Here is a 23558-nt window from a genome sequence, read left to right on the forward strand (position 1 = left end):
GAAAGCGCTCCAGCGCGTGTCTCGTCGATCCCGACACACGCCCGATCCCGAACCCGGGCCTGTCCGCAGGCTCGGGTCGATGCTCCGCTTCGACGACGGCCCGGCGGGCTTCCGAACAGGCCCCGCCTGCCCCGCAGGCCGGCGGGGGAGATCCAAACGCCCCGGCTCGAGGAGCCCGTCCATGCCCCGCAAGCGGATGCCCAGCACCCGGATCGTCGCGGCCCTGCTCGCCCTGCTGGCCGGGATCGGGGCCGGCCTCGGCGCCGCCCGGGCCGCGCCGGTCGACGACGCCCTGGCGCATTTCGCCGCCGACAAGTTCCCCGAGACCGACGTCGGCATCGACGCGCTCGTGGCCAGCGGCGCCCCGACGGCCCCGGCCGTGCTCGGCGCCCTGTCGGACGGGCGGCTGTTCTTCGATCCCGGCAGCCGCAAGGTCTACGTCGTCGACGCCGCCGGCACGCTCGACGATGCCGCAACGGGCGCGAAGGCCGCCGACGTGACGCAGGGCGGGCTGAAGAAGGTCCGGCTCAACAACGCCATCCGCTCCAAGATCGCCGCCGCGGTCGGGGGCCTCGACCTCGTCTCGCCCGACCGGACGAAGCGGCTCGCCGCCGCCGACACGGCCTTCGCGGCGCATGACGCCAAGGCCCGGGGCGCCGTCGAGGCCGCCCTCGCCAAGGAGGAGGATCCCGCCATCAAGGCCATGCTGGTGCAGGCGCGGGCCGCCATCGTGGCGGCCTCCGGCACGGGCCCCGAGGCGGAGCGGCTCGACGCCATCGCGACGCTGAAGGCGCGGGGCGACGGCGACGCGCTGAACCTCGTCGACCAGGCGGGCGCCGCCCCGGACGCGTCGCCGGCCGTCAAGGCCGCGGCGGCCTCGGCCGCGGCCGCCATCCGCTTCACCCTCGCGGTGTGGCAGGCGCTGCAGAACGCCTGGTACGGCCTGTCGCTCGGCTCGGTTCTGCTGCTCGCCGCCATCGGCCTCGCCATCACCTTCGGCGTGATGGGCATCATCAACATGGCCCACGGCGAGATGGTGATGATCGGCGCCTACACGACCTACGTGGTGCAGCAGGCCCTCGCGTCGTCGGCGCTCGGCGGCGCCTCGCTCCTCGTCGCCGTGCCGGCCGCCTTCCTGGTCGCGGGCGCCGTCGGCATCGCCATCGAGCGGCTCATCATCCGCCACCTCTACGGCCGGCCGCTCGAAACGCTGCTCGCCACCTGGGGCGTGTCGCTGATCCTGCAGCAGCTCGTCCGCACGGTCTTCGGGGCCGACAACCGCCCCGTGGCGGCGCCGGCCTTCATGGCGGGGTCCTTCCACGTCGGCGGGCTCGAGATCACGGCGGGCCGCATGTGGATCGTGGTCTTCACCGTCGGGGTCTTCGCGGCCCTGCAGATCGTGCTGCGCGCCACGCCCTTCGGGCTGCGCATGCGGGCCGTGACGCAGAACCGCCGCATGGCCTCGGCCATGGGCATCTCCACGGGGCGCATCGACGCGCTCGCCTTCGGCCTCGGCTCGGGCATCGCCGGCATCGCCGGGGTGGCGCTCTCGCAGATCGACAACGTGTCGCCGAACCTCGGCCAGAGCTACATCATCGACAGCTTCATGGTGGTGGTGTTCGGCGGCGTCGGCAACCTGTGGGGCACGCTGGTGGCGGCCCTGTCGCTCGGCGTCGCCGACAAGTTCCTGGAGCCCTTCGCCGGCGCCGTCCTGGCCAAGATCGCCATCCTGGTCTTCATCGTGCTGTTCATCCAGAAGCGCCCGCGCGGGCTCTTCGCCCTCAGGGGCCGGGCGGTGGAGGCCTGACATGCCGAGCCAACGCATCCTGTCCGGGCGCGGCCTCGTCTTCCTCGCCGTGCTGGTCGCCGCCGCCGTGCTGGTGCCGGTCCTGTCGCTGGCCGTGCCGCCCGCCTCGCCCTTCCACCTGTCCGCCTATGCGGTGACGCTGGTCGGCAAGTACCTGTGCTACGCGCTTCTGGCGCTCGCGCTCGACCTCGTCTGGGGCTATTGCGGCATCCTGAGCCTCGGCCACGGCGCCTTCTTCGCCCTCGGCGGCTACGCCATGGGCATGTATCTCATGCGGCAGATCGGCGCCCGCGGCACCTATGCCAACCCGAACCTTCCGGACTTCATGGTCTTCCTCAACTGGCACGACCTGCCGGTGACCTGGTGGGGCTTCTCGTCCTTCACCTATGCCATGGCCATGGTGCTGCTGGTGCCGGGGCTGCTCGCCCTGGTGTTCGGTTACTTCGCCTTCCGGTCGCGCGTGACCGGCGTCTACCTGTCGATCATCACCCAGGCGCTGACCTACGCGCTGCTGCTCGCCTTCTTCCGCAACGAGATGGGTTTCGGCGGCAACAACGGCCTCACCGACTTCAAGGACATCCTGGGCTTCGACATCCAGTCGGCCGGCACGCGCGCCGCCCTCTTCTCGGCCTCCTGCGCGGCGCTGGCGCTGGGATACGTCGTGGCGGCCGCCGTCACGGCGTCGAAGTTCGGCCAGGTGCTGGTGGCGATCCGCGACGCCGAAAGCCGAACGCGCTTCCTCGGCTACCGGGTCGAAACCTACAAGGCGGCGGTCTTCACCCTGTCCGCCATGATGGCGGGCGTCGCCGGCGCCCTCTACGTGCCGCAGGTCGGCATCATCAACCCGGGAGAGTTCGCCCCCGCCAATTCCATCGAGGCCGTCATCTGGGTCGCGGTCGGCGGGCGCGGCACGCTGGTGGGGGCGGCGCTCGGCGCCGTGCTGGTCAACTGGGGCAAGACGTTCTTCACCGGCGTCTTCCCGGAATATTGGCTGTTCCTGCTCGGCGGGCTCTTCGTCGGCGTGACGCTGTTCCTGCCGCAGGGCATCCTGGGCCTCGTCGACCGGCTCACCGCCCCCCGCCGCCCCGAGCCGCCGGCCGAGCGGCCGGTGGCGCCCGACGAACAGGTCCTGCCGGCGCCGGTGGCGGAGTGACCCCATGACCGACCCCGTCCTCACCTCGTCGCTGCTGTATCTCGACGACGTGCGCGTCTCCTTCGACGGCTACAAGGCGCTGCGCGGCCTCTCGCTCGTGCTGGCGCCGAACGAGATGCGCGCCATCATCGGCCCCAACGGCGCCGGCAAGACCACCATGATGGACGTCATCACGGGCAAGACGCGGCCCGACACCGGCACGGTGTTCTTCGGCGGCAGCGTCGACCTCACCAAGCGGGACGAGGCCGAGATCGCCAATCTCGGCATCGGCCGCAAGTTCCAGAAGCCCACGGTCTTCGAGAACCACAGCGTCGACACCAACGTGCTGCTCGCCCTGAAGGCGCCCCGCGGCGCCTTCGACACGCTGTTCGGCAGGGCCGCCCGCGACAGGCGCGAGCGCATCGACGGCATCCTGCGCCGCATCCGCCTGTGGGACCACCGCGCCCGCCGCGCCGGCGACCTCAGCCACGGCCAGAAGCAGTGGCTGGAGATCGGCATGCTGCTGGCCCAGGACCCGAAGCTGCTCCTCGTCGACGAGCCCGTGGCCGGCATGACGGACAGCGAGACGGCGACGACGGCCGAACTGCTGCGCGAGATCGCCCGCGACCACGCCGTCGTGGTGGTCGAGCACGACATGGCCTTCGTGCGCGACCTCGGCGTCAAGGTGACGGTGCTGCACGAGGGTGCCGTGCTGGCCGAGGGGCCGCTCGACCAGGTCTCGGCCGACCCGCGGGTGGTGGAAGTATATCTCGGGCGGTGACCCCCACGCCGTTCTCCGGCCCGCGGGAGACGCCATCCCGCGCCAAAACCTGCGAGGTCCGACCGGCATGTTGAACGTCGATTCCATCGACCTTTTCTACGGTGCCGCGCAGGCGCTGCGGAAAGTGTCGCTGACGGCCGAACTCGGCCGCGTCACCTGCGTGCTCGGGCGCAACGGCGTCGGCAAGTCCTCGCTGCTGCGCGCCATCGTGGGCCAGCAGCCGATCCGCGGCGGCACCGTCAGCCTCGCCGGCGAGGACGTGTCGCGCCTGCCGACCCATGCGCGGGCCAGGCGCGGCATCGGCTACGTGCCGCAGGGGCGCGAGATCTTTCCGCTGCTCACCGTGAAGGAGAACCTCCACACCGGTTTCGCGCCGGTCGGCCGGGCGCTGCGCCACGTGCCCGAGGAAGTCTTCGACCTCTTCCCGGTGCTGAAGACCATGATGCACCGGCGCGGCGGCGACCTGTCGGGCGGGCAGCAGCAGCAGCTCGCCATCGGCCGCGCCCTGGTGACGCGGCCGAAGCTCCTCGTCCTCGACGAACCGACCGAGGGCATCCAACCCTCCGTCATCAAGGACATCGGCCGCGCCATCGACTACCTGCGCGGCCGCGGCGACATGGCCATCGTGCTGGTCGAGCAGTATTTCGAGTTCGCCCGCGACCTCGCCGACAGCTTCGCCGTGATGGACCGCGGCGCCGTGGTCCTGGCGGGCGCCAGGGCCGACATGGTGGAGCACGAGGTCCGGGCCCACCTCAGCGTGTGAGGGGTTGGGCGGCGGCGCGGCGCGGCAGCATGAGGATCAGCGCCGAGCCGAGCACCGCCGAGACCGCCAGCGCGTAGAGGCTGGCGGACGGCACCCCGAAGGCGGCTTCGGCCCAGACGCGCAGGTTCGGCGCCAGGAACCCGCCGAGGTTGCCGACCGAGTTGATCAGCGCGATGCCGCCCGCCGCCGCGACCCCGGACAGGTAGTTGGTGGGGAAGGTCCAGAAGATCGGCTGCGCCGAGGCGAGGCCCGCCGTCGTGATGCACAGGGCCGCGATGGCGAGGAGCGGGGGCGCCGAGGCCGCGATGACGAGGCCGAACGCGATGGCGAAGACCGAGATGGCGCCGTAGAGCCGCTCGCGGCCGCTCGTCACCGCCATGTGGGGCCAGACCGCCATGGCGAGCAGCGCCACCGCCCAGGGGATGGCCGACACGAAGCCCACGAGCGGCCCGACCTTGACGCCGAGCAGCGCCGAGACCTGGGTCGGCAGGTAGAAGGCGACGCCGTAGCTGCCGACCTGCATCAGGAAGTAGATCACGACGAAATGCAGCATGCGGGGGTCCGCGAAGGCCGCCTTGAGCGAGGCCGGGCCGTGGCTGGCCTTGTCCTCCTCCTCCTGGGCGATCTGGCGCGCCACGGCGGCGCGCTCGCCGTCGTCGAGCCAGGTCGCCTGTTCGGGCCGGTCGGTCAGGACGAAATAGGCGAGCACGCCGACCGCCGAGGCCGCCAGGCCCTCGATCAGGTACATCCACTGCCAGCCGTGCAGGCCGAGCGCGCCGTCCAGCACCAGCAGCAGCCCGCTGGCCGGGCTGCCGAACATGAGGGACAGGGGATAGCCGAAGTAGAACATCCCCAGGATGCGGCCGCGCTCGCGCCGGGGGAACCAATAGGTCACGAAAAGGATCACGCCCGGGAAGAAGCCTGCCTCGGCCATGCCGAGCAGCACGCGCAGCACGTAGAAGGACGTGTCGCCGGTCGCCAGCATCATGCCGGCCGCCACGATGCCCCAGGTCACCATGATGCGGCACAGCCAGCGCCGGGCGCCGACCCGGTGCATGATGAGGTTCGACGGGATCTCGAGCAGCGCATAGCCCACGAAGAACAGCCCCGCCCCGAAGGCGAAGGCGGCGTCGCTGACGCCCGTGTCGGCCTGGAACGCCTGTTTGGCGAAGCCGACGTTGGATCGGTCGAGGAAGGCCATGGTGTACATGAGGATCAGGAAGGGCACGAGCCGCGCCCGCGCCTTGGCCACCGCCGAGGCGAGATCGCCCCCGGCCCCCAGCCGGGCCGCCTCCCCCGTGAGAGCCGTCATGTCCTGTCCTCCCCAGATCTGGCCGCGTCTTCGCGGTCCGGTTTCGGCGAGTATGACGGGCGGAACGCCGGGCGCAAGCGGGGAGCCGCGCCCCCGTCAGTGTTTCGCCGGGTCGAGCCCCATCCTGGCCATCACGGGGGCGGCGGCGGGCGACGCCATGTAGGCGACGAGGGCGCGGCCGGCCGCCGGATGGCGGGCCGCGACGGCGATCCCGGCCGAGAAGACCGTGTTCTTCTGCACGGCCTCCGGCAGCTTGCCGGCGAAGGCGATGCCGGGCACGGGCAGCAGTTCCGCCACCTGCTGGAAGCCGAGCTCGGCCTCGCCCCGCGCCACGATCTCCGCCACCGGCGTCGCCGGGATCATGCGGGCCTTGCCCTGCATCTCGGCCTCGATCCCGAGCCGTTTGAACAGTTCGTCCCGGATGTAGACGCCGCTGGCGCTGTCCGAATAGGCGACGGATCGCGCCGCCAGCAGGGCGGCCCTGAGCTTGTCGACCGTGCCGATGTCGGGCACGGGTGCGCCCGCCTTGACCGCCATGCCGATGGGCGACAGCGCGAGGTCGACCCTGCTGCCGGGCACGGCCTTGCCGTCGGCCACGAGCGCGTCGAGGGCGCTGCCCACCATGATGAGCACGTCGTCGGGTTCGCCCCGGGCGAGGCGCTGCGGGATGGCGTCGTGCGTCGTCCCCATGGACGGGCCGGGCAGCGTCGTCACGTGGTCGCCGCTCGCCGCCTCGAATCCCGGCAGCAGGGCCTGGTAGGTGGATTTGAAGCCGCCGGAGATCATCACGGCGACGTCATCGGCCTTGGCCCCGGTGCAGGACAGGAGCAGGGCGGCGAGGGCGAGAGGGCGCAGGACAGGGGTCATCCGATGGTCTCCGGTGGATGGGAACCGCCATGCCACGTCCGGCACGGCGCCGGAAGGCACGACGCCACAAGACACGGGGCCACAAGACACGACGCCACAAGACATGGGGCCACAAGACATGAGGCCGACACCGGATCCGGCGGCGCGGTCGCGGGTCGACGACCCGAAACCGGCCGGTTGCCGTCCATGACCTCGACCACGCTCCGCCCCCTGTGCCGGCCCATGGGGGGACACGCGCAGCACCATCCCGCGCACCCGCGCCATGATCGTCCAGTCGCGCCGCGCGTGCGCCGGGCGCAGGCGTGGGGCGGGCCGGAGCGTCACCGCCCCGATTTCAGGAACAGCTCGAAGGCGTCGAGCGTCGCCGCCGAGACGTGGTGCTCGATGCCTTCGGCGTCGATCTCGGCGGCTTCGGGCGGCACGCCCACGGCGACCAGCAGCTTGACCACGGTGCGGTGGCGGGCGCGGCAGCGTTCCGCCATGGCCTGGCCGGCCGCCGTCAGGAACACGCCGCGGTAGGGCTTCGAGGTGGCCAGGCCCTCGCGCTTCAGCCGGGCGATCGCCTTGTTGGCGGTGGGATGGGTGACGCCGAGCGCGCGGGCGATGTCGGTCGTGCGGGCCTCGCCCTGCCCCGCCTGGAGGTCGGCGATCAGTTCCGTGTAGTCTTCCAGCACGGCCGAGGAGCGGGCCGAGCGGGCCTTGCCGAAGCGGTCCGCCGCCGCGCCGTCATCCCCCTCGTCCGCGGCCGGCACCGCTTCGTCCGCCATGGATCCCCGTCCCGTCAGCGTCATCTCCCGCCCGGTTTGGGCCGTTTCACCTCCGGCCGTCAATCGATGAAGCCCGTTGACGATGGTGTAGCCGAGGCTACATCTAGACCGTCGCAGGATGGACGGACGATGGGGGCACGGGATGGTGGCGCGGGACGCGACGGCGGTGGCCGGCATGGGTGAGCGGACCGACGCCGCCATCCGCGAGGTCCTGGCGGGCCGACGGCGCGGCATCGGGTCGACCCTGGTGATGGTGGGGCCGGCGGTCGTGGCGTCGATCGCCTACATGGACCCCGGCAACTTCGCCACCAACATCCAGGCCGGTGCCCGGTTCGGCTATGCCCTGCTCTGGGTGGTGGTGGCGGCCAACCTCGTCGCCATGCTGTTCCAGGCGCTGTCGGCCAAGCTCGGCATCGTCACGGGATCGAACCTCGCCGAACTGTGCCGCCGCCACCTCCCGCCCTGGGCCGTGGTGCCGATGTGGCTCGCCAGCGAGGTGGCCGCCATGGCGACGGACCTCGCCGAGTTCCTCGGGGGGGCCATCGGCCTGTCGCTTCTGGCCGGCATCCCGTTGCTGGCCGGCATGGTGGTGACGGGCCTCGCCACCTATGCCCTGCTGATGCTGGAGCGCCGCGGCTACCGCTCGCTCGAGATCGGCATCGCCGTGCTGGTCGGGGTGATCGGGCTGTCGTATCTCGCCGAGGTGCTGATCGCGCCGGTCGACTGGGCGGCGGCGGGCCTCGGCGTGGTGGTGCCGCGCATCCCGTCGCCCGAAGCCCTGACGGTCGCGGTCGGCATCATCGGCGCCACCGTCATGCCGCACGCGCTCTACCTCCATTCCGGCCTGACCCAGAACCGCGCCCCGGCACGGAACGACGACGAGCGCGCCGCCCTGGTGCGCTACTCCAACGGCGAGGTGCTGGTGGCGCTGTCGGTCGCCGGCCTCATCAACATGGCCATGGTGGTGATGGCGGCGGCGGCCTTCCACCTCGGCCACGACGACGTCGCCGAGATCGGCACGGCCTATCACACGCTGACGCCCCTGCTCGGGCCGGCGGCGGCGGGCCTCTTCCTGGTGTCGCTGCTGGCTTCGGGCCTGTCCTCCTCCGCCGTCGGCACCATGGCGGGGCAGATGATCATGCAGGGCTTCGTGGGCTTCGCCATCCCGCTCTGGGCGCGGCGGCTCGTCACCATGGTGCCGGCCTTCGTGGTGGTCTGGCTCGGCATCGACAGCACCAAGGCGCTGGTGCTGAGCCAGGTGGTGCTGAGCTTCGTGCTGCCCCTGCCCATGATCGCGCTGGTGAGCTTCACCCGGCGCCGCGACATCATGGGCCGCTTCGCCACCCCGCCGCTCGTCCATGCCGCGGCCGTGCTGGGCACGGCCGTGATCGTGGCGCTGAACGTCGTCCTGGTCATGCAGGTGCTCGGCGTGCCGATCCCCTTCCTGCCCGACGCCGGCTGACGGGGCTCGGCCGGCGGGGTTCGGCGCCGGTCACCGCCGCCGCCGCCGCCGCTCCTCCACGCGCCGCCGCAGCGCCAGCGAGGGGTCGGCATCGAAGGCCAGGGCGCTGGCGTCCTGCAAATCGAGGCGGGTCAGGCCCATGTCGCGCAACTCGTGGTCGCCCAGGCTGCCGAGCTGCAGCATGATCCGCCGGGCCTCGTAGACCCGCAGCGGCCAGGCCAGGGCACGAAGCAGGGCACGGGCCAGGGCGTGGCCGCATCGCGCCCAGAGCCGGCGCGCCCGGCCGGTTCCTAGACCGGCCCCAAGGCCGACCCCAAGGCCGACCCCAAGACCGGCCTCGCCCCGCCCTATTCCCGAACTCTCCGTCGAACTCGTCATGGCGATCCCTCCCGATGCCACGCAGGATGGGGGGAAACGGCTGGCCAGGACAGGGACAGTCCCGTACACTTCGGCCGAACTGTCCGGCCGAAGGTCCATCACAGATGCCGCTCCCGGTCCCTCCGATGCCGCTGCGCGCCGCGGCGACGCGGGTCGACGCCGTCATGGGCGAGATCCGCGCCCGCATCGCGTCGCGGCGGCTGGCGCCCGGGGCACGGCTGCCCTCGGTGCGGGACTTCGCCGAAAGCGCCGGCGTGTCGAAATCGACCGTGGTGGACGCCTACGAGCGGCTGGTGGCGGAGGGCGCCGTCACGTCGCGCCGCGGCTCCGGCTTCTTCGTCGCGGGGGCGACCCGGCCCCTGTCGCTGCAGAGCCTGCACCCGGACCTCGACCGCGCCATCGACCCGCTGTGGGTCACGCGCCAAAGCCTCAGCTGCGGCCCGCAGGTGCTGAAGCCCGGCTGGGGCATCCTGCCCGAAAGCTACTCACCCGACGTTTCGGTGCAGCGGGCGCTGCGGAGCCTTGCCCGCGAGGGCGCGGCCGGCGACCGCTTGAGCTATGCCAGCCCGCTCGGCCATCCGCCCCTGCGCGCGCTGATCGCGCTGCGGCTCGGCGAACGCGGCGTCGCCCTGGATCCCGGGCAGATCATGCTCACCGACTCGGCGACCCAGGGCCTCGACCTGCTGCTGCGCCTGCTCATCGAGCCGGGCGACACGGTGCTGGTCGACGACCCCTGCTACTTCAACTTCCTCGCCATGCTGCTCAGCCACCGGGCGACGGTCGTGGGCGTGCCCTTCGGGCCGGCCGGCGTCGACGTGGACGCGCTGGAGCGTGCCATGGCGGCCGGCCGTCCGCGCATCTACCTCACCACCGCGGGACCGCAGAACCCCACGGGCGCCGTGACGTCGGCCGCCACCGCCCACCGCGTCCTGACGCTGGCGGAGCGCCACGACGTGATCGTCATCGAGGACGACACGTTCGCGGATTTCGAGACCGAACCCTCGCCCCGCCTCGCCGGGCTCGACGGGCTCGCCCGCGTGGTGGGGACGGGCTGCTACTCGAAGACGGTGTCGGCCGCGATACGGTGCGGCTACGTCATCGCCAGGCCGGACTGGATCGAGGCGCTGGTCGACCTCAAGCTGTCGACCAGCCACGGCAACGGCCACATGGCCTCGGTGCTGCTCCACACGGTTCTCACCGGCGGGACCTACAAGCGCCACGTCGAGGCGCTGAGGACCAAGCTCGCCCGCGACAGGGGAGAGACGCTCGGCCGGTTGCGGGCCTTCGGGCTCACGCCGCTGATCGAGCCTCGGGCCGGCATGTTCGTCTGGGCGGAACTGCCGGACGGCCTCGACGCCGCCGCCGTGGCGCGGCGCGCCCTGGCGGAGGATGTGCTCTTCGCCCCCGGAAACGTGTTCAGCGCCTCGCATCGGGTCGCGGGATTTCTGCGCTTCAATGTCGCAGGCAGCGCCGACCCGCGCATCTTCGACGTGCTCGACCGCACGATGCGGGCCTGCCGCGCCGGAAAATAGTCACGCTCAAGCCGGGTCAACCTATGATCGGAACGGTCCGGCGCTCTACATTGCGAGGGGCTGGTCCCACGATCCTCCGTGGCCCGGCCCACACGAGGAAACACCCATGAAGACCCTGAGAATCGCCGCCGCCGCGGTCGCCGTCGCGCTCTCGCTCGGCGCTGCCGCGCCGGCCCTGGCCGCCGACATGCCCGGCCCCGGCCCCATGATGGCGGCGCCGATGATGCACCACGGCATGATGCACCGTCCGATGATGCGTCACGGCATGATGCACCGGTCCATGATGCACCGGTCCATGATGCGTCACCACATGATGCGTCATCACATGATGCGTCACGGCATGATGCACCACGGCATGATGCACCACATGGCCCGCCCGATGCACCACGGCATGACGCGCCCGATGTGATGCCGCGCCGGTCCGCCGCCCGGCGGACCGGCACCCCCGTCGGCCCGGTCAGGCCGGCGCCGTGCCCCGTCCCGCCAGGAACGCCACGTGATCGGCGATGAGCCCGCCGTCGAGCGCCCGGCGGATCAGCGCACGGGTTTGCGGGATGCCGTAGAGCACCGCGAAGGACCCGAAGCGCGGCCCCCGCTCCTCGCCCAGCAGCACCTGGTAGAGGGTGTTGAACCATTCGTTCGACACGCCCGGCCGCTCCGGCGTCGCCGTCTTGGCCTTGAAGTCCTGGTACCGGGGGATGGGACGCGCCACGTCGTAGAGTGCGGTCTGCACCTCCTCGGCGCTCGCGCCCTCCGGCAGGGCCGCCAGGGCGGCGTCGAGGCCGAGCAGCGCATCGCGCTCGATGTCGTCGGGCGCACGGTAGCGCTTCGCCGGCCGCACGAAATCGCGGTAGTAGCGCACCGCGTAGCCGACGAGCCCGTCGAGCCGGGGATGGGTGGCGGGCGACACGCCCGGCGCGTAGCGGCGCAGGAAGGCCCAGAGCACCGCCGGGTCCTCGCTGTTGGCCACGGCGGCGAGGTTCAGCAGCATGGCGAAGGACAGGGTCGTGCCCGCCCCGCCCTCGGGCTGCAGCTTCTCGGCCGCCGGCGGCTCGCCCGCATGGACGTGCCACACGGGATTGCCGAGCTTCTCCTTGTCGGCCTGGCGCGGGAAGGCGTCGAGGAAACCCAGGTAGTCGTCGACGGCGCGCGGGATGACGTCGAAATACAGGCGCTTCGCCGCCGACGGCTTCTGGAACATGAACAGCGACAGGCTTTCCGGCGAAGCATAGCGCAGCCAGTCGTCGATGCTGAGGCCGTTACCCTTGGACTTCGAGATCTTCTGGCCGTTCTGGTCGAGGAAGAGCTCGTAGTTGAAGCCTTCGGGCGGCTCGGAGCCGAGCGCCCGCACGATCTGGCCCGACAGCTTCACCGAATCGATAAGGTCCTTGCCGGCCATCTCGTAATCGACGCCGAGCGCGTGCCAGCGCATCGCCCAATCGGGCTTCCACTGCAGCTTGCAGTGCCCGCCCGTGACGGGCGTCTCGAACAGCGCGGCGGTGGCGGGGTCGCGCCACGAGATGGTGCCGGCGGCGACGTCGTGCGACACGAGCGGCACCTGCATGACGACGCCGCTTTCGGGGTGGATGGGCAGGAAGGGACAATAGGTGGCGGCCCGCTCCGCCCCGAGGCTCGGCACCATGATGGCCATCACGGCCTCGAGCCGCTCCAGCATCAGCCGCAGCGCCGCGTCGAAGCGCCCGCCCCTGTAGAGCGCCGTCGAGGACACGAACTCGTAGTCGAAGCCGAAGCGGTCGAGAAAGGCGCGCAGCCGGGCGTTGTTGGCGTGGCCGAAGCTGATGCCGGGCTCGATGGGGTCCGGCACCTCGGTCAGCGGCCGGCCGAGGTGCCGCCGGAGCAGGTCCTGGTTCGGCACGTTGTCGGGCACCTTGCGCAGCCCGTCCATGTCGTCCGAGAAGCACACGAGCCGCGTCGGAATGCGGTCGCCGGTCAGCACCCGGAAGGCGTGGCGCACCATGGAGGTGCGGGCCACCTCGCCGAAGGTGCCGATGTGGGGCAGGCCGGACGGCCCGTAGCCGGTCTCGAACAGCACGCTCCCCTGGCCGGTGCGCTCGACGCGCTTGACCAGCTTGCGGGCCTCCTCGAAGGGCCAGGCGGAAGCGGCGCCGATGATGTCGGCCGGCATGTCGAGGGGCGGCATGGTGTTCTGACCTCGTTCGATCCCAGGGGGTCCCCGCCGGGGTGGCGGCCGGACCCGACCGGGCGTCACAAACACGGCCTCGGCGGCAAAGCAATGGCGGATGGTGCCGGGGCGGGCGCCGGTCCCCGCCGGCCCCGGTCCCCCGACAGGGGGCGCAACCGTCGTGGTGACGCCCGTTACGACGCCTTTCTAGCTCAAACCGGCTAGACGGACAGGAATATTGACCTATTTTAGCTCATAACGCAGAACGGTCTAGTGGCGCGGGGTTGAGGCCAAGTCGATGCATGCAATGCAGAGCCGGAGCGACAAGGATGTGCTCGACGCCAGCACGGCCGAGCGATTGAGCACGCGCCTGCGCCTGGCGCGCCACATGCGCGGCATGACGCTCAAGGTCCTGGCCGATGCGGCGGGCTGCTCCGAAAGCCTGCTGTCCAAGATCGAGAACAGCAAGGCCTATCCCTCGCTGCCGATGCTCAACCGGCTGGTGCAGGTGCTCGGCATCGGCATGGGCTGGATGTTCGAGGACCGGGACGGGCGCGACCCCGTCATCGCCCGGGCCGGGCAGCGCTCCGCCGCAGCCCTGGAGGCGGCGGGCCGCCGCATCACGGTCGAGGTCGTCATCCCGGACAGCGGCGAGCACCTGCTCCAGTGCAACATCCTCCACGTCGAGGCGGGCGCCTCGAGCCCGGGGGAACAGCAGCATGCGGGCGAGGAGGCGGGCTACCTGCTCGACGGGCGGCTGGAGCTCACCATCGCCGGGCGGGCGCATCAGCTGAGCGCCGGCGACGCCTTCGCGTTCCGGTCCGACCAGCCGCACAGCTTCCGCAACACCGGCCCGACGCGGGCCAGCATCTTCTGGGTCAGCACGCCCCCGCTCACCTGAAGCGGCCCCCCGGGCGGCGTCGACGGGCGGCGGCGCGCCTGCCATGGTGCGGCATCACCGGAGCCGCGCCATGACCGAGCCCGCCGACCTCAGCGCCGTGGACCTGCTGGCGGGCTTCGCCTCCGGGGCGCTGTCCCCGAGCGAATGCTGGGACTCGGTCGAGCGCCGCATCGCCGCCTGGGAGCCGACGGTCGCGGCGCTCTACGCCTACGACCCCGAGGGCGCGCGCCGCGAGGCCGCCGCCGCGACGGAGCGCTGGGCCCGGGGCGCGCCGAAGGGACGGCTCGACGGCCTGCCCGTCTCCGTCAAGGAGCTGATCGCCACCCGCGGCGTGCCGGTGCCGCGCGGCTGCGCCGCCACCAAGCTCGTGCCGGCCGCGGCGGACGCGCCCCCGGCGGCGCGGCTGCGCGAGGACGGCGCCGTGATCTTCGCCAAGACCACATGCCCGGACCACGGCATGCTGACCTCGGGCCTGTCCTCCTTCCACCCGCTGACGCGCAACCCGTGGGACCCCGCGCTCAACCCGGGCGGTTCGAGTTCGGGCGCGGGCGCGGCGGCGGCGGCGGGCTACGGGCCGCTTCATGTCGGCACCGACATCGGCGGCTCGATCCGCCTGCCGGCCGCCCTCACCGGCACGGTCGGGTTCAAGCCCAGCAACGGCCGGATCCCGATCGACCCCTACTACCTCGGCCGCTGCGCCGGCCCGATGACGCGCGGCGTCGCCGATGCCGCCCTCGCCATGGCCACGCTGGCGCGCCCCGACGGGCGCGACCACACCGCCCTGCCGCCGGAAGCCCTGGCCTGGGATGCACTCGACATGGACGTCGGCGGCCTCCGCATCGGCCTCATGCGGGACGCCGGCTGCGGCCTGGCGGTCGATGCCGAGACCGATGCCGCCGTCGTGGCGGCGGCCCGGGTCTTCGCGGCAGCCGGTGCCCGGATCGAGCCGGTGGGCCCCGTGCTGACCCGCGCCATGCTGGACGGGCTCGACGTCTTCTGGCGCGCCCGCGCCTGGGGGGAGATCGGGCCGCTGCCGGCCACCGAGCGCGACAGGATCCTGCCCTACATCCTGGCCTGGGCCGAGGGCGGCGCGCGGGTCTCCGGCGTGGAGGCGCTGGCGGGCCTCGACGCCACCTACGCCATGCGCCGGGCCTGCGGCCGGCTGTTCGACGGGGTGGACGTCGTGCTGTCGCCGACCATCCCGGTCCCGTCCTACCCGGCCGAATGGGCCTCGCCGCTCGACGACCCCGCCCGCCCCTTCGAGCATATCGCCTTCACGGTGCCGTGGAACATGTCGGAACAGCCCGCCCTGTCGCTGCCCTGCGGCAGCTCGGCGGCGGGCCTGCCGCTCGGGTTGCAGATCGTCGGCCCGCGCTTCGCCGACCTCGCGGTGCTCCGCCTCGGGGCCTTCTACGAGGCGGCACGGGGGCCGATGCCGCCCTGGCCGAGCCCGTGACGCGCCATGCGAGCGCCCGAACCGCGGCACGACCGCGTCCGATCCCTGTCGAAGCCGTTCATGTGCCGTTGGGGTGCGGCGCACCATGAAGGCCGCGAGCTGCCCGTGGGCCGTCGCATCGGCGTGCGACCTCCGGGTGGCATCCGACCGGCCCTCGCGCGTCCCCGGGCGCAGCGACGGGCCGGCCGGACGTCTCCCGCCGGAGAGTGACATGAGCCGCAGCACCGTCGTGATCGTGGAGGACGAGCCGCTCGTCCGCCTCACCGCCTCCTCGCTCTTCGCCGAAGCCGGCATCACCGTGGTGGAGTTCGCCGACGGGGATGCCGCCATCGACTACATCCGCGACCACCAGGGCGACGTCGCCGCCATCTTCACCGACGTCTACCTGCCGGGCGAGACCACGGGGCTCGAACTGGCCGGCATCGTCTCGCAGGTCTGCCCCGACATCGCCGTGCTGGTCACATCCGGCACCCATCTCGGCACGCCGCGGGACCTCGGGCCGCGCGTGCGCTACGTGCCCAAGCCCTGGCACCCCACCGACGTGCTGAGGACGGTGAGGGACGCAGTGCTGGCCGCCGCCTGAGGGTCGGTGGCCGCGGGCCGGTTCGCCCGATGGTTTCGGAAGGCGGTCGGGCCCGCGATCGGCCCCTCCGCCGGCACTGAGCGCCGGCTCCCCCGGGACCGAGGTTTACCGGCCGGCCGGATCGGTGCAGGAAGGCGCCATGGCTGGGGCCGGGGCGCGGCGCGTGTTCCGCCCCCGGCGTCGCGCGCGGCCTCGCGCCCCGTCCCGCCGGAAGGCTGCCCGTGCTCGATCGGTTCAACGCCCGCCTCACCACGCTGCCGCTCCGCACCGCCATCGCCCTCGCCTTCACGCTGATCCTGCTGTTGTCCGGCGGCAGCCTGATCTGGCTCGACCAGCGGGCGACGCTGCACCTGCTGCAGCAGCAGGTCGACGGGCAGTTCGACGGGCTGGTGTCGGGGGTGACGTCGCGCATCTCCCTGCAGTTCGCCAGCGCCGACGCGGTGCTGGACACGCTGGCCATGGCGCCGCCCGCGACGGAGGATGCACAGGCGGCCGGGCTGGTGCTGGCGCGCGTCCTCGCCAACCTCGGCGAGACCGCCCCTGCCGTGCGCTCGATCGTCACCGCCCGAGGCGACGGGCATTACATCATGGCGCAGCGCGACATCCAGCGCGCCAACGGCCGCCGTTCCAACGCCGCCTATACGGTGCGGATCGGGGAGGAGGCCGGGGGCACCGCCACCGAAACCGTGCTGCGGATCGACGCCGGCTTCGCCGTCCTGTCCCGCGGCGGGCCGCAGGCCGTCGCCTACGACGCGCGCCTGCGGCCCTGGTACACGATGGCGGCCGCCGTGCCGCGCGCCGTGACGACGCCCCTGTATCCCTTCCGCAGCGGCCGCCACTACGGCTTCACGCTCAGCCGCCGGGCCCAGACCGACGCCGCCCGCGTGTTCGGCATCGACATCCGGCTCGACAGCCTGTCGGCGAGCCTCGAAAGCGCGCTGGCGGTGCCGGGCGAGCATGTGGCGATCTTCTCGCCCGACGGCGCCCTGCTGGGCGATTCCGACAGGCTGCAGATCGACCGGCCCCTCGACGCCGCCGAGCCGCCCGAGGGCACGCAGCTGACGGCCTGGCACATCGACACCGCCATCTTCGCCGCCTACCGGCGGGACCCGGCATCGCGCGACGTCGCCATCGTGGTGGAAGGGCAGCCGCTCTACGCCAACATCGCCCGCATCACCGTCAACGGGGCCGATATGGTGGTGGCCAGCACGGTGCCGGCGGCGCGGTTCGAGGCCCCCGCGACGCGGCTCCTGCTCTGGTCGCTGCTGGTGCAGGCCGCCGTGGTGGCGCTGGCCTTCCTGCTCGTGTCGCTGGCGTCGCGGTCCATCGCCCGCCCCATCGTGGCACTGGCGACCGACGTCGAGCACATCGTGCAGTTCCGCTTTCCCGAGCGAGGGCCGCCCGAAAGCCGCATCCGGGAAATCCGCCGCCTCGCCGGGGCCGTCGACATGCTGGCCCTCACCCTGCGGACCTTCTCGACCTACCTGCCGCAGGGCTTCGTCCGCACCATCGTGGCGGGCGGCCGGGCCCCGGGGCTGGGAGGCCGGCGGCAGCCCATCGCCGTGATGTTCACCGACATCGACGGCTTCACGGGCCTGTCGGAGGCCCTGGCGCCCGACGAACTCCTGTCGCAGCTGTCGCGCTATTTCGCCGAGATCAGCGACGAGATCCTGGCGTCGGGCGGCACGCTCGACAAGTTCATCGGGGACAGCGTCATGGCCTTCTGGCCGCTGCCGCCGGAGGGGCCGGGGCGGGCCGGCGCGGTGTGCCGGTCGGTCGTGGCGGCGGCCCGGCGCGTCGAGGCGCTGAACGCCGCCTTCGCCGCCGAAGGCCGCCCGGTGCTGTCCACCCGCTTCGGCCTCCACCTCGGCGAGGCGCTGGTGGGCAGCGTCGGCACGCCGGACCGCATGAACTACACGGTGCTGGGCCACACCGTGAACGTCGCGTCCCGGATCGAACAGCTGAACAAGGACTACGGCACCCGCATCCTGGTCAGCGGCGCATTGCGCGACGCCGCCGGCCCGGCCTTCGCGTTCCGCCACGTCGCCGCGAGACCGGTGCGCGGCACGCAGGACAGCATCGACCTCTACGAACTCCTCGACGCGGTGCCCCCGGCCGAAGCGCCTCGGGACGAAGAGCCTCGGGCCGAAGCGGCACCCGAGAGCTGACGCGCCCTTCGGCCGGAACCCGCGCCGCCGCGCGTCTCAGCGCGGGGTGTCGTCGCCGAGGTAGGAGCGAACGCGCGTGCGGCCGTGGCTGAGGTCCCGGGTGACGATCGAGACGCCGGGGGTCGAACCGGTGGGTTCCGGTTGGCGGCTGCCCGGCATGGCGGTGGACTCGTCCGCCTGCGCGGCGAGGCCCGGCGCCGCGGCGGCATAAGCGGTGTCGGGGGCACCGGCGGCGCCACGGGGCGCGTCGTCCCGCCCTTCGGGCACCACCGAGCCGGGCTCGATGGCGGCCGTGTCCATCGGGCCGTCGAACAGGGGCTGATCGGCCCGGCTGGCGGCGAAGCCGCCGGTGCCGCTGCCCGCCGGCGCATAGGCCATCTCGCGCTCGCCGCGGCTTTCGCCGCCGCCGAAGGCGCTCCAGCCCTCGTCGCGCCACCCGGCGGCCCGCTCCTCCATGTCGACCGCCCCGTCGCGGTCGAGGATGTCGAGCACCGATTGGTAGGCGGCGCTGTCGGTCTGCACCGAGACCGCGATGCCGCCGCGGCGCAGGCCCTCGGCATACATGTGGCGGTCCTCGTCGGGCATGAAGAACTCCCGCAGCGAATCCCAGAAGCCGTGCGGGTGGGCCGGCTCGGCCACGGCGGTCTCGCCCCCGGCGACGCGCACGTCGCCGCTCGGCACGCCCGCCCGCACGAGGTCCTGCCGGGCCTGGTCGGCCGCGTCCGGCGTGTCGAAGAAGGCCGTGACGGACCGCGGCGAGGCCGCCCGCCCGGTGTCGAGGTCGTCGTAGGCCATGGCGCCGCTCCCTGCCGGGCCGAGGCCCGCCGCGGACCCGTCGCCCGCGGCGGGAAAACGGGCGGTCGGGCCCGGGGTTCCACGGCCGAGAGCGCCGGCGCCATCGGCGGCGAAGGCTGCGCCGGCGAAGGCCGCGCCGGCACGCCGCCGAGGATCAGTCCGGCCCCGTCCCCCCGCCCGGGCGGGCCGTGCCGGCGCGGGCCGGCGCGGGCTCGTCCGGCGCCCGCAGCCGGTAGCCGACGCCCGTCTCGGTGAGGATGTAGCGGGGCCGCTCCGGCACGGGCTCGATCTTCTGGCGCAGCTGGCGGACGTAGACCCGCAGGTACTGGGCGTCGGTGGAGCCGCCCCACACGTCGCGCAGGATGTGGGCGTGGGTCAGCACCTTGCCGGCATGCAGCACCATGAGGCGGAGCACCTCGTATTCCTTCGGCGACAGCCTGATGTCCTGCTCGCCCATCCTGACGAGCCGGCGCACGAGGTCGACCGACAGGTTCTCCACGCGGAAGACCGGCCGCTCGCCCTGCACGGCGAGCTGGTGGCGCAGCGCGGCGCGCAGCCGCGCCAGCAGCTCGTTCATGCCGAAGGGCTTGGTGACGTCGTCGTCCGCGCCGAGGTCGAAGGCCTCGACCTTGCCGGTCTCGTCGCCCCGGTCGGGACGAGGGGCCGGCACGGAGAAGGCGAGGGTGAAGGCCGCCCCGGCCCGGTCGGTGCGGTTCGAGGCCGTGAGGGTGCCGCCCATGGCTTCCACGAAGCCGCGCGCGATGGCGAGGCCCAGCCCCGTGCCGGCCCGCACGCGGTCGCCCTTCCGGGCGCGGTAGAACTTGTCGAAGATGCGCTCGACGTCGCCGGCCGGGATGCCGTCGCCCTCGTCGAGCACCTGCAGCACCAGGCGGCGGCCGTCCTGCCAGCTCCGCAGCCGGATCGCCGTGCCCTCGGGCGCGTATTTGGCGGCATTGTCGAGCAGGTCGAACAGGGCCTGTTCGAACAGCACGGCGTCGAGCGCGAGGGGTGGCAGGTCGGGCGCGGTCTCGACCTCGACGCGGTGGGCCGTGAGGATCTTGGCGGCACGGCGCAGGGCGGCTTCGACGATCTCGCCGACGTCGGTCTCGGCGCGGTTCGGCGCCACCGCGCCCGCTTCGAGCCGCGTCATGTCGAGCAGGTCGGCGATGAAGCGGTTCAGGCGCTCCGCCTCGTCGATCACGGTGCCGAGGAGATCGAGCTTGGCCTCGGGATCCAGCGCGCCGTCGAGGTCGCGCGCGAAGCCGCGGATCAGCGCGACCGCCAGGGCGATGCCGGCGACCCGGTAGAGCCCCCGCTCGAACGGCCACAGCACCGGGGACAGGATCGTCCGCTCCCCGGTGAACACACGGGTCATGTAGAGCCCGAGCGGTTTGGCGAGGGCGACCTTGCCGGCGCCGACCCAGGCGCCCGGCGGGCCGCCGGCTCAGCCGATCGTCCGGCTCAGCCGGTGCCGGGATCCACCTCGCCGTCTTCGGCGCCGTCGGGCAGCGCGCCCGTGCCGGGGGTCGATCCGTCCGACGTCAGCGTCGCCGTCGCATGCGGGCCCGCCGCCGGGCCGTCGCCCTCTCCGGCCTGCCGGGCGGCGTCGGCTCCGCCGGTGCGGCCCTCGACGGCGTCCTGCCCGGCCCGGTCGAAGGCCGCGGCGTCCGGAGCGGCGGAAGGGGAAGGCGTGTCGTCGGCCATGGCATCGTCTCCGGGCCGCATCCCGCCGGCCCCAAGTTCATTGTAGGCCGCGCGGGGCCGCGATCCAGCGCCGCGGCGGCACCGCGCCGGGCGGCCGCGTCACTCCGCCGGCTCGGCCACGCCGCCGCCCGTGGGGACGGGCGACATGGCCTCGAACACCCCGTCGCGCCGCACCAGGGCGTGGAACAGCCCCGCCGCGATATGGACCAGGATCAGGGCGAAGAACAGGAAGGCGATGGCGCGGTGCGCGTTCCACAGCAGCGTGTGCAGGCCGTCGTTCTGCGGCAGGATGGCGGGCAGGGTCACGCCCAGCACCTGCACGGGATAGGCGGCCGCCGACACCATGCCCCAGCCGATGAGCGGCATGGCGATCATGGCGGCGTAGAGGGCGTAGTGCGAGAGCTGCGCGGCGAGCTTCATCGGCCGGGGCAGGTCCCGCGGCAGGCCCGGCGTGCCGACGCGCAGCCGCACGGCGAGCCGCACCAGCGCCAGGACCAGGATGGCGAGGCCGAGCGGCTTGTGGATCGACACCAGCGTCAGGTAGTCGGGCCGGATGGTCGACACCATGCCGACGCCGATGAACAGCATGGCCACGATGGCGAGCGCCATGGACCAGTGCAGGACGCGCTGCAGCGGCGTGAAGCGGTGGGCGGCGGTCATGGCTTGGCTCCCGGCACGGCGTCGCGGGGGTAGTCGCCGGCCTCGGCGGTGCGGCGGTTGTAGGAGACCGCGTAGGCGGCGGACCGCGCCGCCGGGAACGGGTCGTCGGAGGTCCGCATGCCGCCCGGCAGCACGGTCGGGTCGTAGTTGATGTCGCGGCACGGCCCGTCCGCCTCGGCCACGATCCTGTCCACCGTGAGGGTGCCGGCCTCGACGGTGCGGCGGCCCTCGGGCCAGGCCTTGCTCGGGTCGGCCGTGGGGTCGCCGGGCTCGGCTACCGTGATGGCGAGGAGCCAGCTCTGCGGGCCGGCGGCGACGCGCTTGGCGATCTCGCCCTCGAGATAGTCGGGTCCCCGCGCCTTGAGGGCGTCGGCCGACAGCGCTTCGGGCTGGGCGGCCGGCAGGAAGGACCAGCGCACCACGTGGTCGGCCCCTGCGGCGTCCGTGAAGACGAAGCTGTTCAGGCTGTTGTAGCGCTCCTCGGCGTAGCTGGCCGTGAAGGGCGCGCTCCTGGCCCAGGCCCCGAAGGCGCCGATCTCGGGATGGGCCGCGGCGAACACCTTCATGGCGTCCGGGTCGTCCTTGCGGCCGGACGCGACGAGCAGGTCGTAGAAGGCCTGCGGGGTCGAGACCGGGAAGAACGGCACGTCGATCATGGCGGTGCGCCACGGCTGCCCGTCGGCGGGCTCGATGTCGAGGCTGAGCCCGCGCACCCGCACGTCGCCGTCCGGGGTGCCGGGGTCGGGCGTGCCGAGGTTGAAGCGCCCGATGACCGGGTAGGTTCCCTTGGCGAGGACCTGGGCGCGGCTGAGGGCGGAACCCGCCCCGGTGGCGGTGAAGGAGCCGAGGAAGCAGATGCCCTTGGCGTGGTTGCGCCGGTGGCCCAGCACAGGACCGGTGGGCGGCGCCAGCGCGTCGACCAGCTTGGCGGGCGTCAGGCGGCCCGGGATCAGGAAACCGCCCGTATAGGCGAAGGCCGCCGCGCCCCCGGCCACCACGGCCGCGATCAGCACGAGGGACCCGACGTGGCTGCCGGGGGAGGATGGGCGTTGCACGGCGACGATCACTCCGAAACGGTCGATGCCGCCCTTACGTCGGCGGGCCGCGGGACGTTACCGCGGCTGTGGATGGGGGAGCGGCACGGCGATGCGGCCTCACCCCGTCAGCATGGTGCCGTCGACCTCGCCGTAGCTGGCCAGGATGGTGGGCTCGCCGAACTCGCCGCTGTCGGGGTCGCCCGTGCGGCTGAACGCGATGGCGCCGGCGTGCTTGGTCGCGGCGGCCTGGGCCCGGCGCCGGGCGCTCTCGCCGTTCGGCGCTTCCAGCGGCTCCAGCGGCACGAGGTCGCCGTCCTCGCCGCGGCCGAAGGGCACGACGACATAGTAGGTGATGGCCATCGGATCGTGCTTTCATGCCGGCCACGGAGAGGGCATCAGATCAGGCAGGACGATGGCGATCAAGTACGTGGATATCGAGCCCGGCGAGGCGGCGAAGACCAAGGCGCGGCCGGCGCCCAAGGCCCCCGGGGCCGAGCCTGCCGGAAAGGCCGCCGAGGCCCCGCCGGAGGGGGACCGGGAACCCCTGCCCGCCCTTCCCTTGGCGAAGCCGACGCCCAAGCCCCGGGGGCGCAAGAAGCCGCTGACATGAGAAGCCGTGCGTGAATGCCCCGTGGTCCGAGACCGAAGCGGAGGTCTTCGAGGTGTCGGGAGGGCATTCGGGCCCGAGTGCGATGCCCTCGCAGACCTGACCGGCCCCGTCGCCGGGCGACGGGGCCGGTCGCGCCCGCCCGGGACGGGTCAGGCGGCCTTCTGCGCCAGATAGGCCTGGACCAGGGCCGGGATATGGCTGCCGAGCCAGTCGCCCATCTCCTGCTCCTCCTTCATGGATTGTTCCAGCACGCCCTTGTCCTCGGATGCGCCGGCGGCCTCGGCCAGGGCCGACAGGGCCTTGTAGGAGGCGATCTCGTAGGCCTTGTAGCCGGTGGCGGCGAGCACGTTCTTAATGACGTCGTCGTCGGACCCGACGTGGGCGAAGCCCGCCACGGTGCCGACCAGGCCCACCACGGCTTCCTTGGCGGCGGATTTCGCCGAACCGTGCCGGGCGAGCAGGTCGTCGAGGCGCGCGGCCTGCGTTTCCGAGCGCTCCTTGTCGGTCTTCATCCTGGCGTGCAGGTCCGGGTAGGCCTGCATGTGGGTGAGCTGGTTCTGGATGGTCCCGATCGCCTGGGTTTCCACGGCGTGCTGGTTGCGCAGCCCGGTCAGGTAGACGTCCATCGCGGCATTCGATCCTGCCATTGTCATCCCTCGCTTGTGTCGGGTCGCCGCGGGTTCGCGGCCCCGAGCCGACA

General features: G+C 72.7%; 23 protein-coding genes and 2 pseudogenes. 12 read left to right on the plus strand and 13 right to left on the minus strand.

The annotated features are described in order from the left end of the window. The first annotated feature begins 181 nt into the window (after positions 1–181). From urtB to urtE, 4 genes are all read left to right on the plus strand, one after another. Complete coding sequence (urtB, locus tag D3272_RS23405; RefSeq protein ID WP_428978017.1) at positions 182–1807, plus strand: urea ABC transporter permease subunit UrtB; 1626 nt, start codon at positions 182–184, stop codon at positions 1805–1807. A gap of 1 nt (position 1808) precedes the next feature. Then, positions 1809–2960 (plus strand): urea ABC transporter permease subunit UrtC, encoded by a 1152-nt coding sequence (gene urtC, locus D3272_RS23410; protein ID WP_129221632.1) that lies wholly within the window; start codon positions 1809–1811, stop codon positions 2958–2960. A 4-nt stretch (positions 2961–2964) separates the two neighbouring features. Further along, complete coding sequence (urtD, locus tag D3272_RS23415; RefSeq protein ID WP_129221633.1) at positions 2965–3720, plus strand: urea ABC transporter ATP-binding protein UrtD; 756 nt, start codon at positions 2965–2967, stop codon at positions 3718–3720. Between the two features lie 67 nt (positions 3721–3787). Beyond that, on the plus strand, positions 3788–4483 hold the full coding sequence (urtE, locus tag D3272_RS23420; protein ID WP_129221634.1) for an urea ABC transporter ATP-binding subunit UrtE: 696 nt from the start codon (positions 3788–3790) through the stop codon (positions 4481–4483). On the opposite strand, the gene D3272_RS23425 is transcribed toward urtE, so the two are convergent. The 3 genes from D3272_RS23425 to mntR form a co-directional block, all read right to left on the minus strand. Beyond that, complete coding sequence (locus D3272_RS23425; protein WP_129221635.1) at positions 4473–5795, minus strand: MFS transporter; 1323 nt, start codon at positions 5793–5795, stop codon at positions 4473–4475. The two genes, urtE and D3272_RS23425, sit on opposite strands and share 11 nt — an antisense overlap. 96 nt (positions 5796–5891) lie before the next feature. Further along, positions 5892–6662 (minus strand): substrate-binding domain-containing protein, encoded by a 771-nt coding sequence (locus tag D3272_RS23430; protein WP_129221636.1) that lies wholly within the window; start codon positions 6660–6662, stop codon positions 5892–5894. A gap of 320 nt (positions 6663–6982) precedes the next feature. Further along, entirely contained in the window at positions 6983–7429 is a 447-nt protein-coding gene (gene mntR / locus D3272_RS23435) for a manganese-binding transcriptional regulator MntR (RefSeq protein WP_129221637.1), read from the minus strand. A 142-nt stretch (positions 7430–7571) separates the two neighbouring features. Between mntR and D3272_RS23440 the strand changes: the two genes are divergently transcribed. Then, positions 7572–8891 carry an Nramp family divalent metal transporter gene (locus D3272_RS23440; RefSeq protein WP_129221638.1) on the plus strand — a complete coding sequence of 440 codons (1320 nt, stop codon included), beginning with the start codon at positions 7572–7574 and terminating at the stop codon, positions 8889–8891. Between the two features lie 30 nt (positions 8892–8921). Here D3272_RS23440 and D3272_RS23445 read toward each other — a convergent pair whose 3' ends face one another. Further along, complete coding sequence (locus D3272_RS23445) at positions 8922–9269, minus strand: YjiS-like domain-containing protein (protein ID WP_165361495.1); 348 nt, start codon at positions 9267–9269, stop codon at positions 8922–8924. Positions 9270–9373: 104 nt separating this feature from the next. Here D3272_RS23445 and D3272_RS23450 point away from each other — a divergent pair, with 104 nt between their 5' ends. Further along, positions 9374–10801, plus strand: a complete 1428-nt coding sequence (locus D3272_RS23450) for an aminotransferase-like domain-containing protein (RefSeq protein ID WP_245496749.1) — start codon at positions 9374–9376, stop codon at positions 10799–10801. Between the two features lie 106 nt (positions 10802–10907). After that, a complete protein-coding gene (locus tag D3272_RS23455; protein ID WP_207210296.1) occupies positions 10908–11210 on the plus strand; it encodes a hypothetical protein in 303 nt (100 codons plus the stop codon). 48 nt (positions 11211–11258) lie between these two features. On the opposite strand, the gene D3272_RS23460 is transcribed toward D3272_RS23455, so the two are convergent. Then, positions 11259–12962, minus strand: coding sequence for a lysine--tRNA ligase (locus tag D3272_RS23460; protein WP_129221640.1), 1704 nt, complete (start codon positions 12960–12962; stop codon positions 11259–11261). Positions 12963–13251: 289 nt separating this feature from the next. Between D3272_RS23460 and D3272_RS23465 the strand changes: the two genes are divergently transcribed. The 4 genes from D3272_RS23465 (at position 13252) to D3272_RS23480 (ending at position 18052) form a co-directional block, all read left to right on the plus strand. After that, a complete protein-coding gene (locus D3272_RS23465) occupies positions 13252–13845 on the plus strand; it encodes a helix-turn-helix domain-containing protein (protein WP_245496750.1) in 594 nt (197 codons plus the stop codon). 70 nt (positions 13846–13915) lie between these two features. Then, positions 13916–15301, plus strand: a complete 1386-nt coding sequence (locus D3272_RS23470) for an amidase (RefSeq protein WP_129221642.1) — start codon at positions 13916–13918, stop codon at positions 15299–15301. 211 nt (positions 15302–15512) lie between these two features. After that, entirely contained in the window at positions 15513–15884 is a 372-nt protein-coding gene (locus D3272_RS23475; RefSeq protein WP_165361496.1) for a response regulator, read from the plus strand. Between the two features lie 221 nt (positions 15885–16105). Next, positions 16106–18052 carry an adenylate/guanylate cyclase domain-containing protein gene (locus D3272_RS23480; protein WP_129221644.1) on the plus strand — a complete coding sequence of 649 codons (1947 nt, stop codon included), beginning with the start codon at positions 16106–16108 and terminating at the stop codon, positions 18050–18052. Between the two features lie 36 nt (positions 18053–18088). Here the strand turns inward: D3272_RS23480 and D3272_RS23485 are convergent, their stop codons facing one another. From D3272_RS23485 to D3272_RS23515, 7 genes and pseudogenes are all read right to left on the minus strand, one after another. Beyond that, the gene (locus D3272_RS23485; RefSeq protein ID WP_129221645.1) at positions 18089–18847 is read right to left on the minus strand and encodes a hypothetical protein; all 759 of its coding nucleotides are present in this window, start codon (positions 18845–18847) and stop codon (positions 18089–18091) included. 154 nt (positions 18848–19001) lie between these two features. Continuing rightward, positions 19002–19496 (minus strand): annotated as a pseudogene (locus D3272_RS23490) (winged helix-turn-helix domain-containing protein); the annotation flags it as partial. Positions 19497–19508: 12 nt separating this feature from the next. Beyond that, positions 19509–20102 (minus strand): annotated as a pseudogene (locus tag D3272_RS23495) (sensor histidine kinase); the annotation flags it as partial. 206 nt (positions 20103–20308) lie between these two features. Next, positions 20309–20551 (minus strand): hypothetical protein, encoded by a 243-nt coding sequence (locus D3272_RS23500; RefSeq protein WP_129221646.1) that lies wholly within the window; start codon positions 20549–20551, stop codon positions 20309–20311. A 99-nt stretch (positions 20552–20650) separates the two neighbouring features. After that, complete coding sequence (locus tag D3272_RS23505; protein ID WP_129221647.1) at positions 20651–21211, minus strand: cytochrome b; 561 nt, start codon at positions 21209–21211, stop codon at positions 20651–20653. Continuing rightward, a complete protein-coding gene (locus tag D3272_RS23510) occupies positions 21208–22266 on the minus strand; it encodes a catalase family peroxidase (RefSeq protein WP_207210297.1) in 1059 nt (352 codons plus the stop codon). Before D3272_RS23510 ends, D3272_RS23505 begins: the two co-directional genes overlap by 4 nt. Positions 22267–22365: 99 nt before the next feature. Continuing rightward, entirely contained in the window at positions 22366–22608 is a 243-nt protein-coding gene (locus D3272_RS23515) for a hypothetical protein (protein WP_129221648.1), read from the minus strand. Here D3272_RS23515 and D3272_RS23520 point away from each other — a divergent pair. Further along, positions 22598–22858, plus strand: coding sequence for a hypothetical protein (locus D3272_RS23520; protein ID WP_129221649.1), 261 nt, complete (start codon positions 22598–22600; stop codon positions 22856–22858). The two genes, D3272_RS23515 and D3272_RS23520, sit on opposite strands and share 11 nt — an antisense overlap. A gap of 149 nt (positions 22859–23007) precedes the next feature. On the opposite strand, the gene D3272_RS23525 is transcribed toward D3272_RS23520, so the two are convergent. Continuing rightward, positions 23008–23484: a DUF892 family protein gene (locus D3272_RS23525; protein WP_165361497.1), complete on the minus strand. Its 477-nt coding sequence runs from the start codon at positions 23482–23484 to the stop codon at positions 23008–23010. Positions 23485–23558: the final 74 nt, after the last annotated feature.

Source organism: Lichenibacterium ramalinae, assembly GCF_004137085.1.
Taxonomy (GTDB): Bacteria; Pseudomonadota; Alphaproteobacteria; order Rhizobiales; family Beijerinckiaceae; genus Lichenihabitans; species Lichenihabitans ramalinae.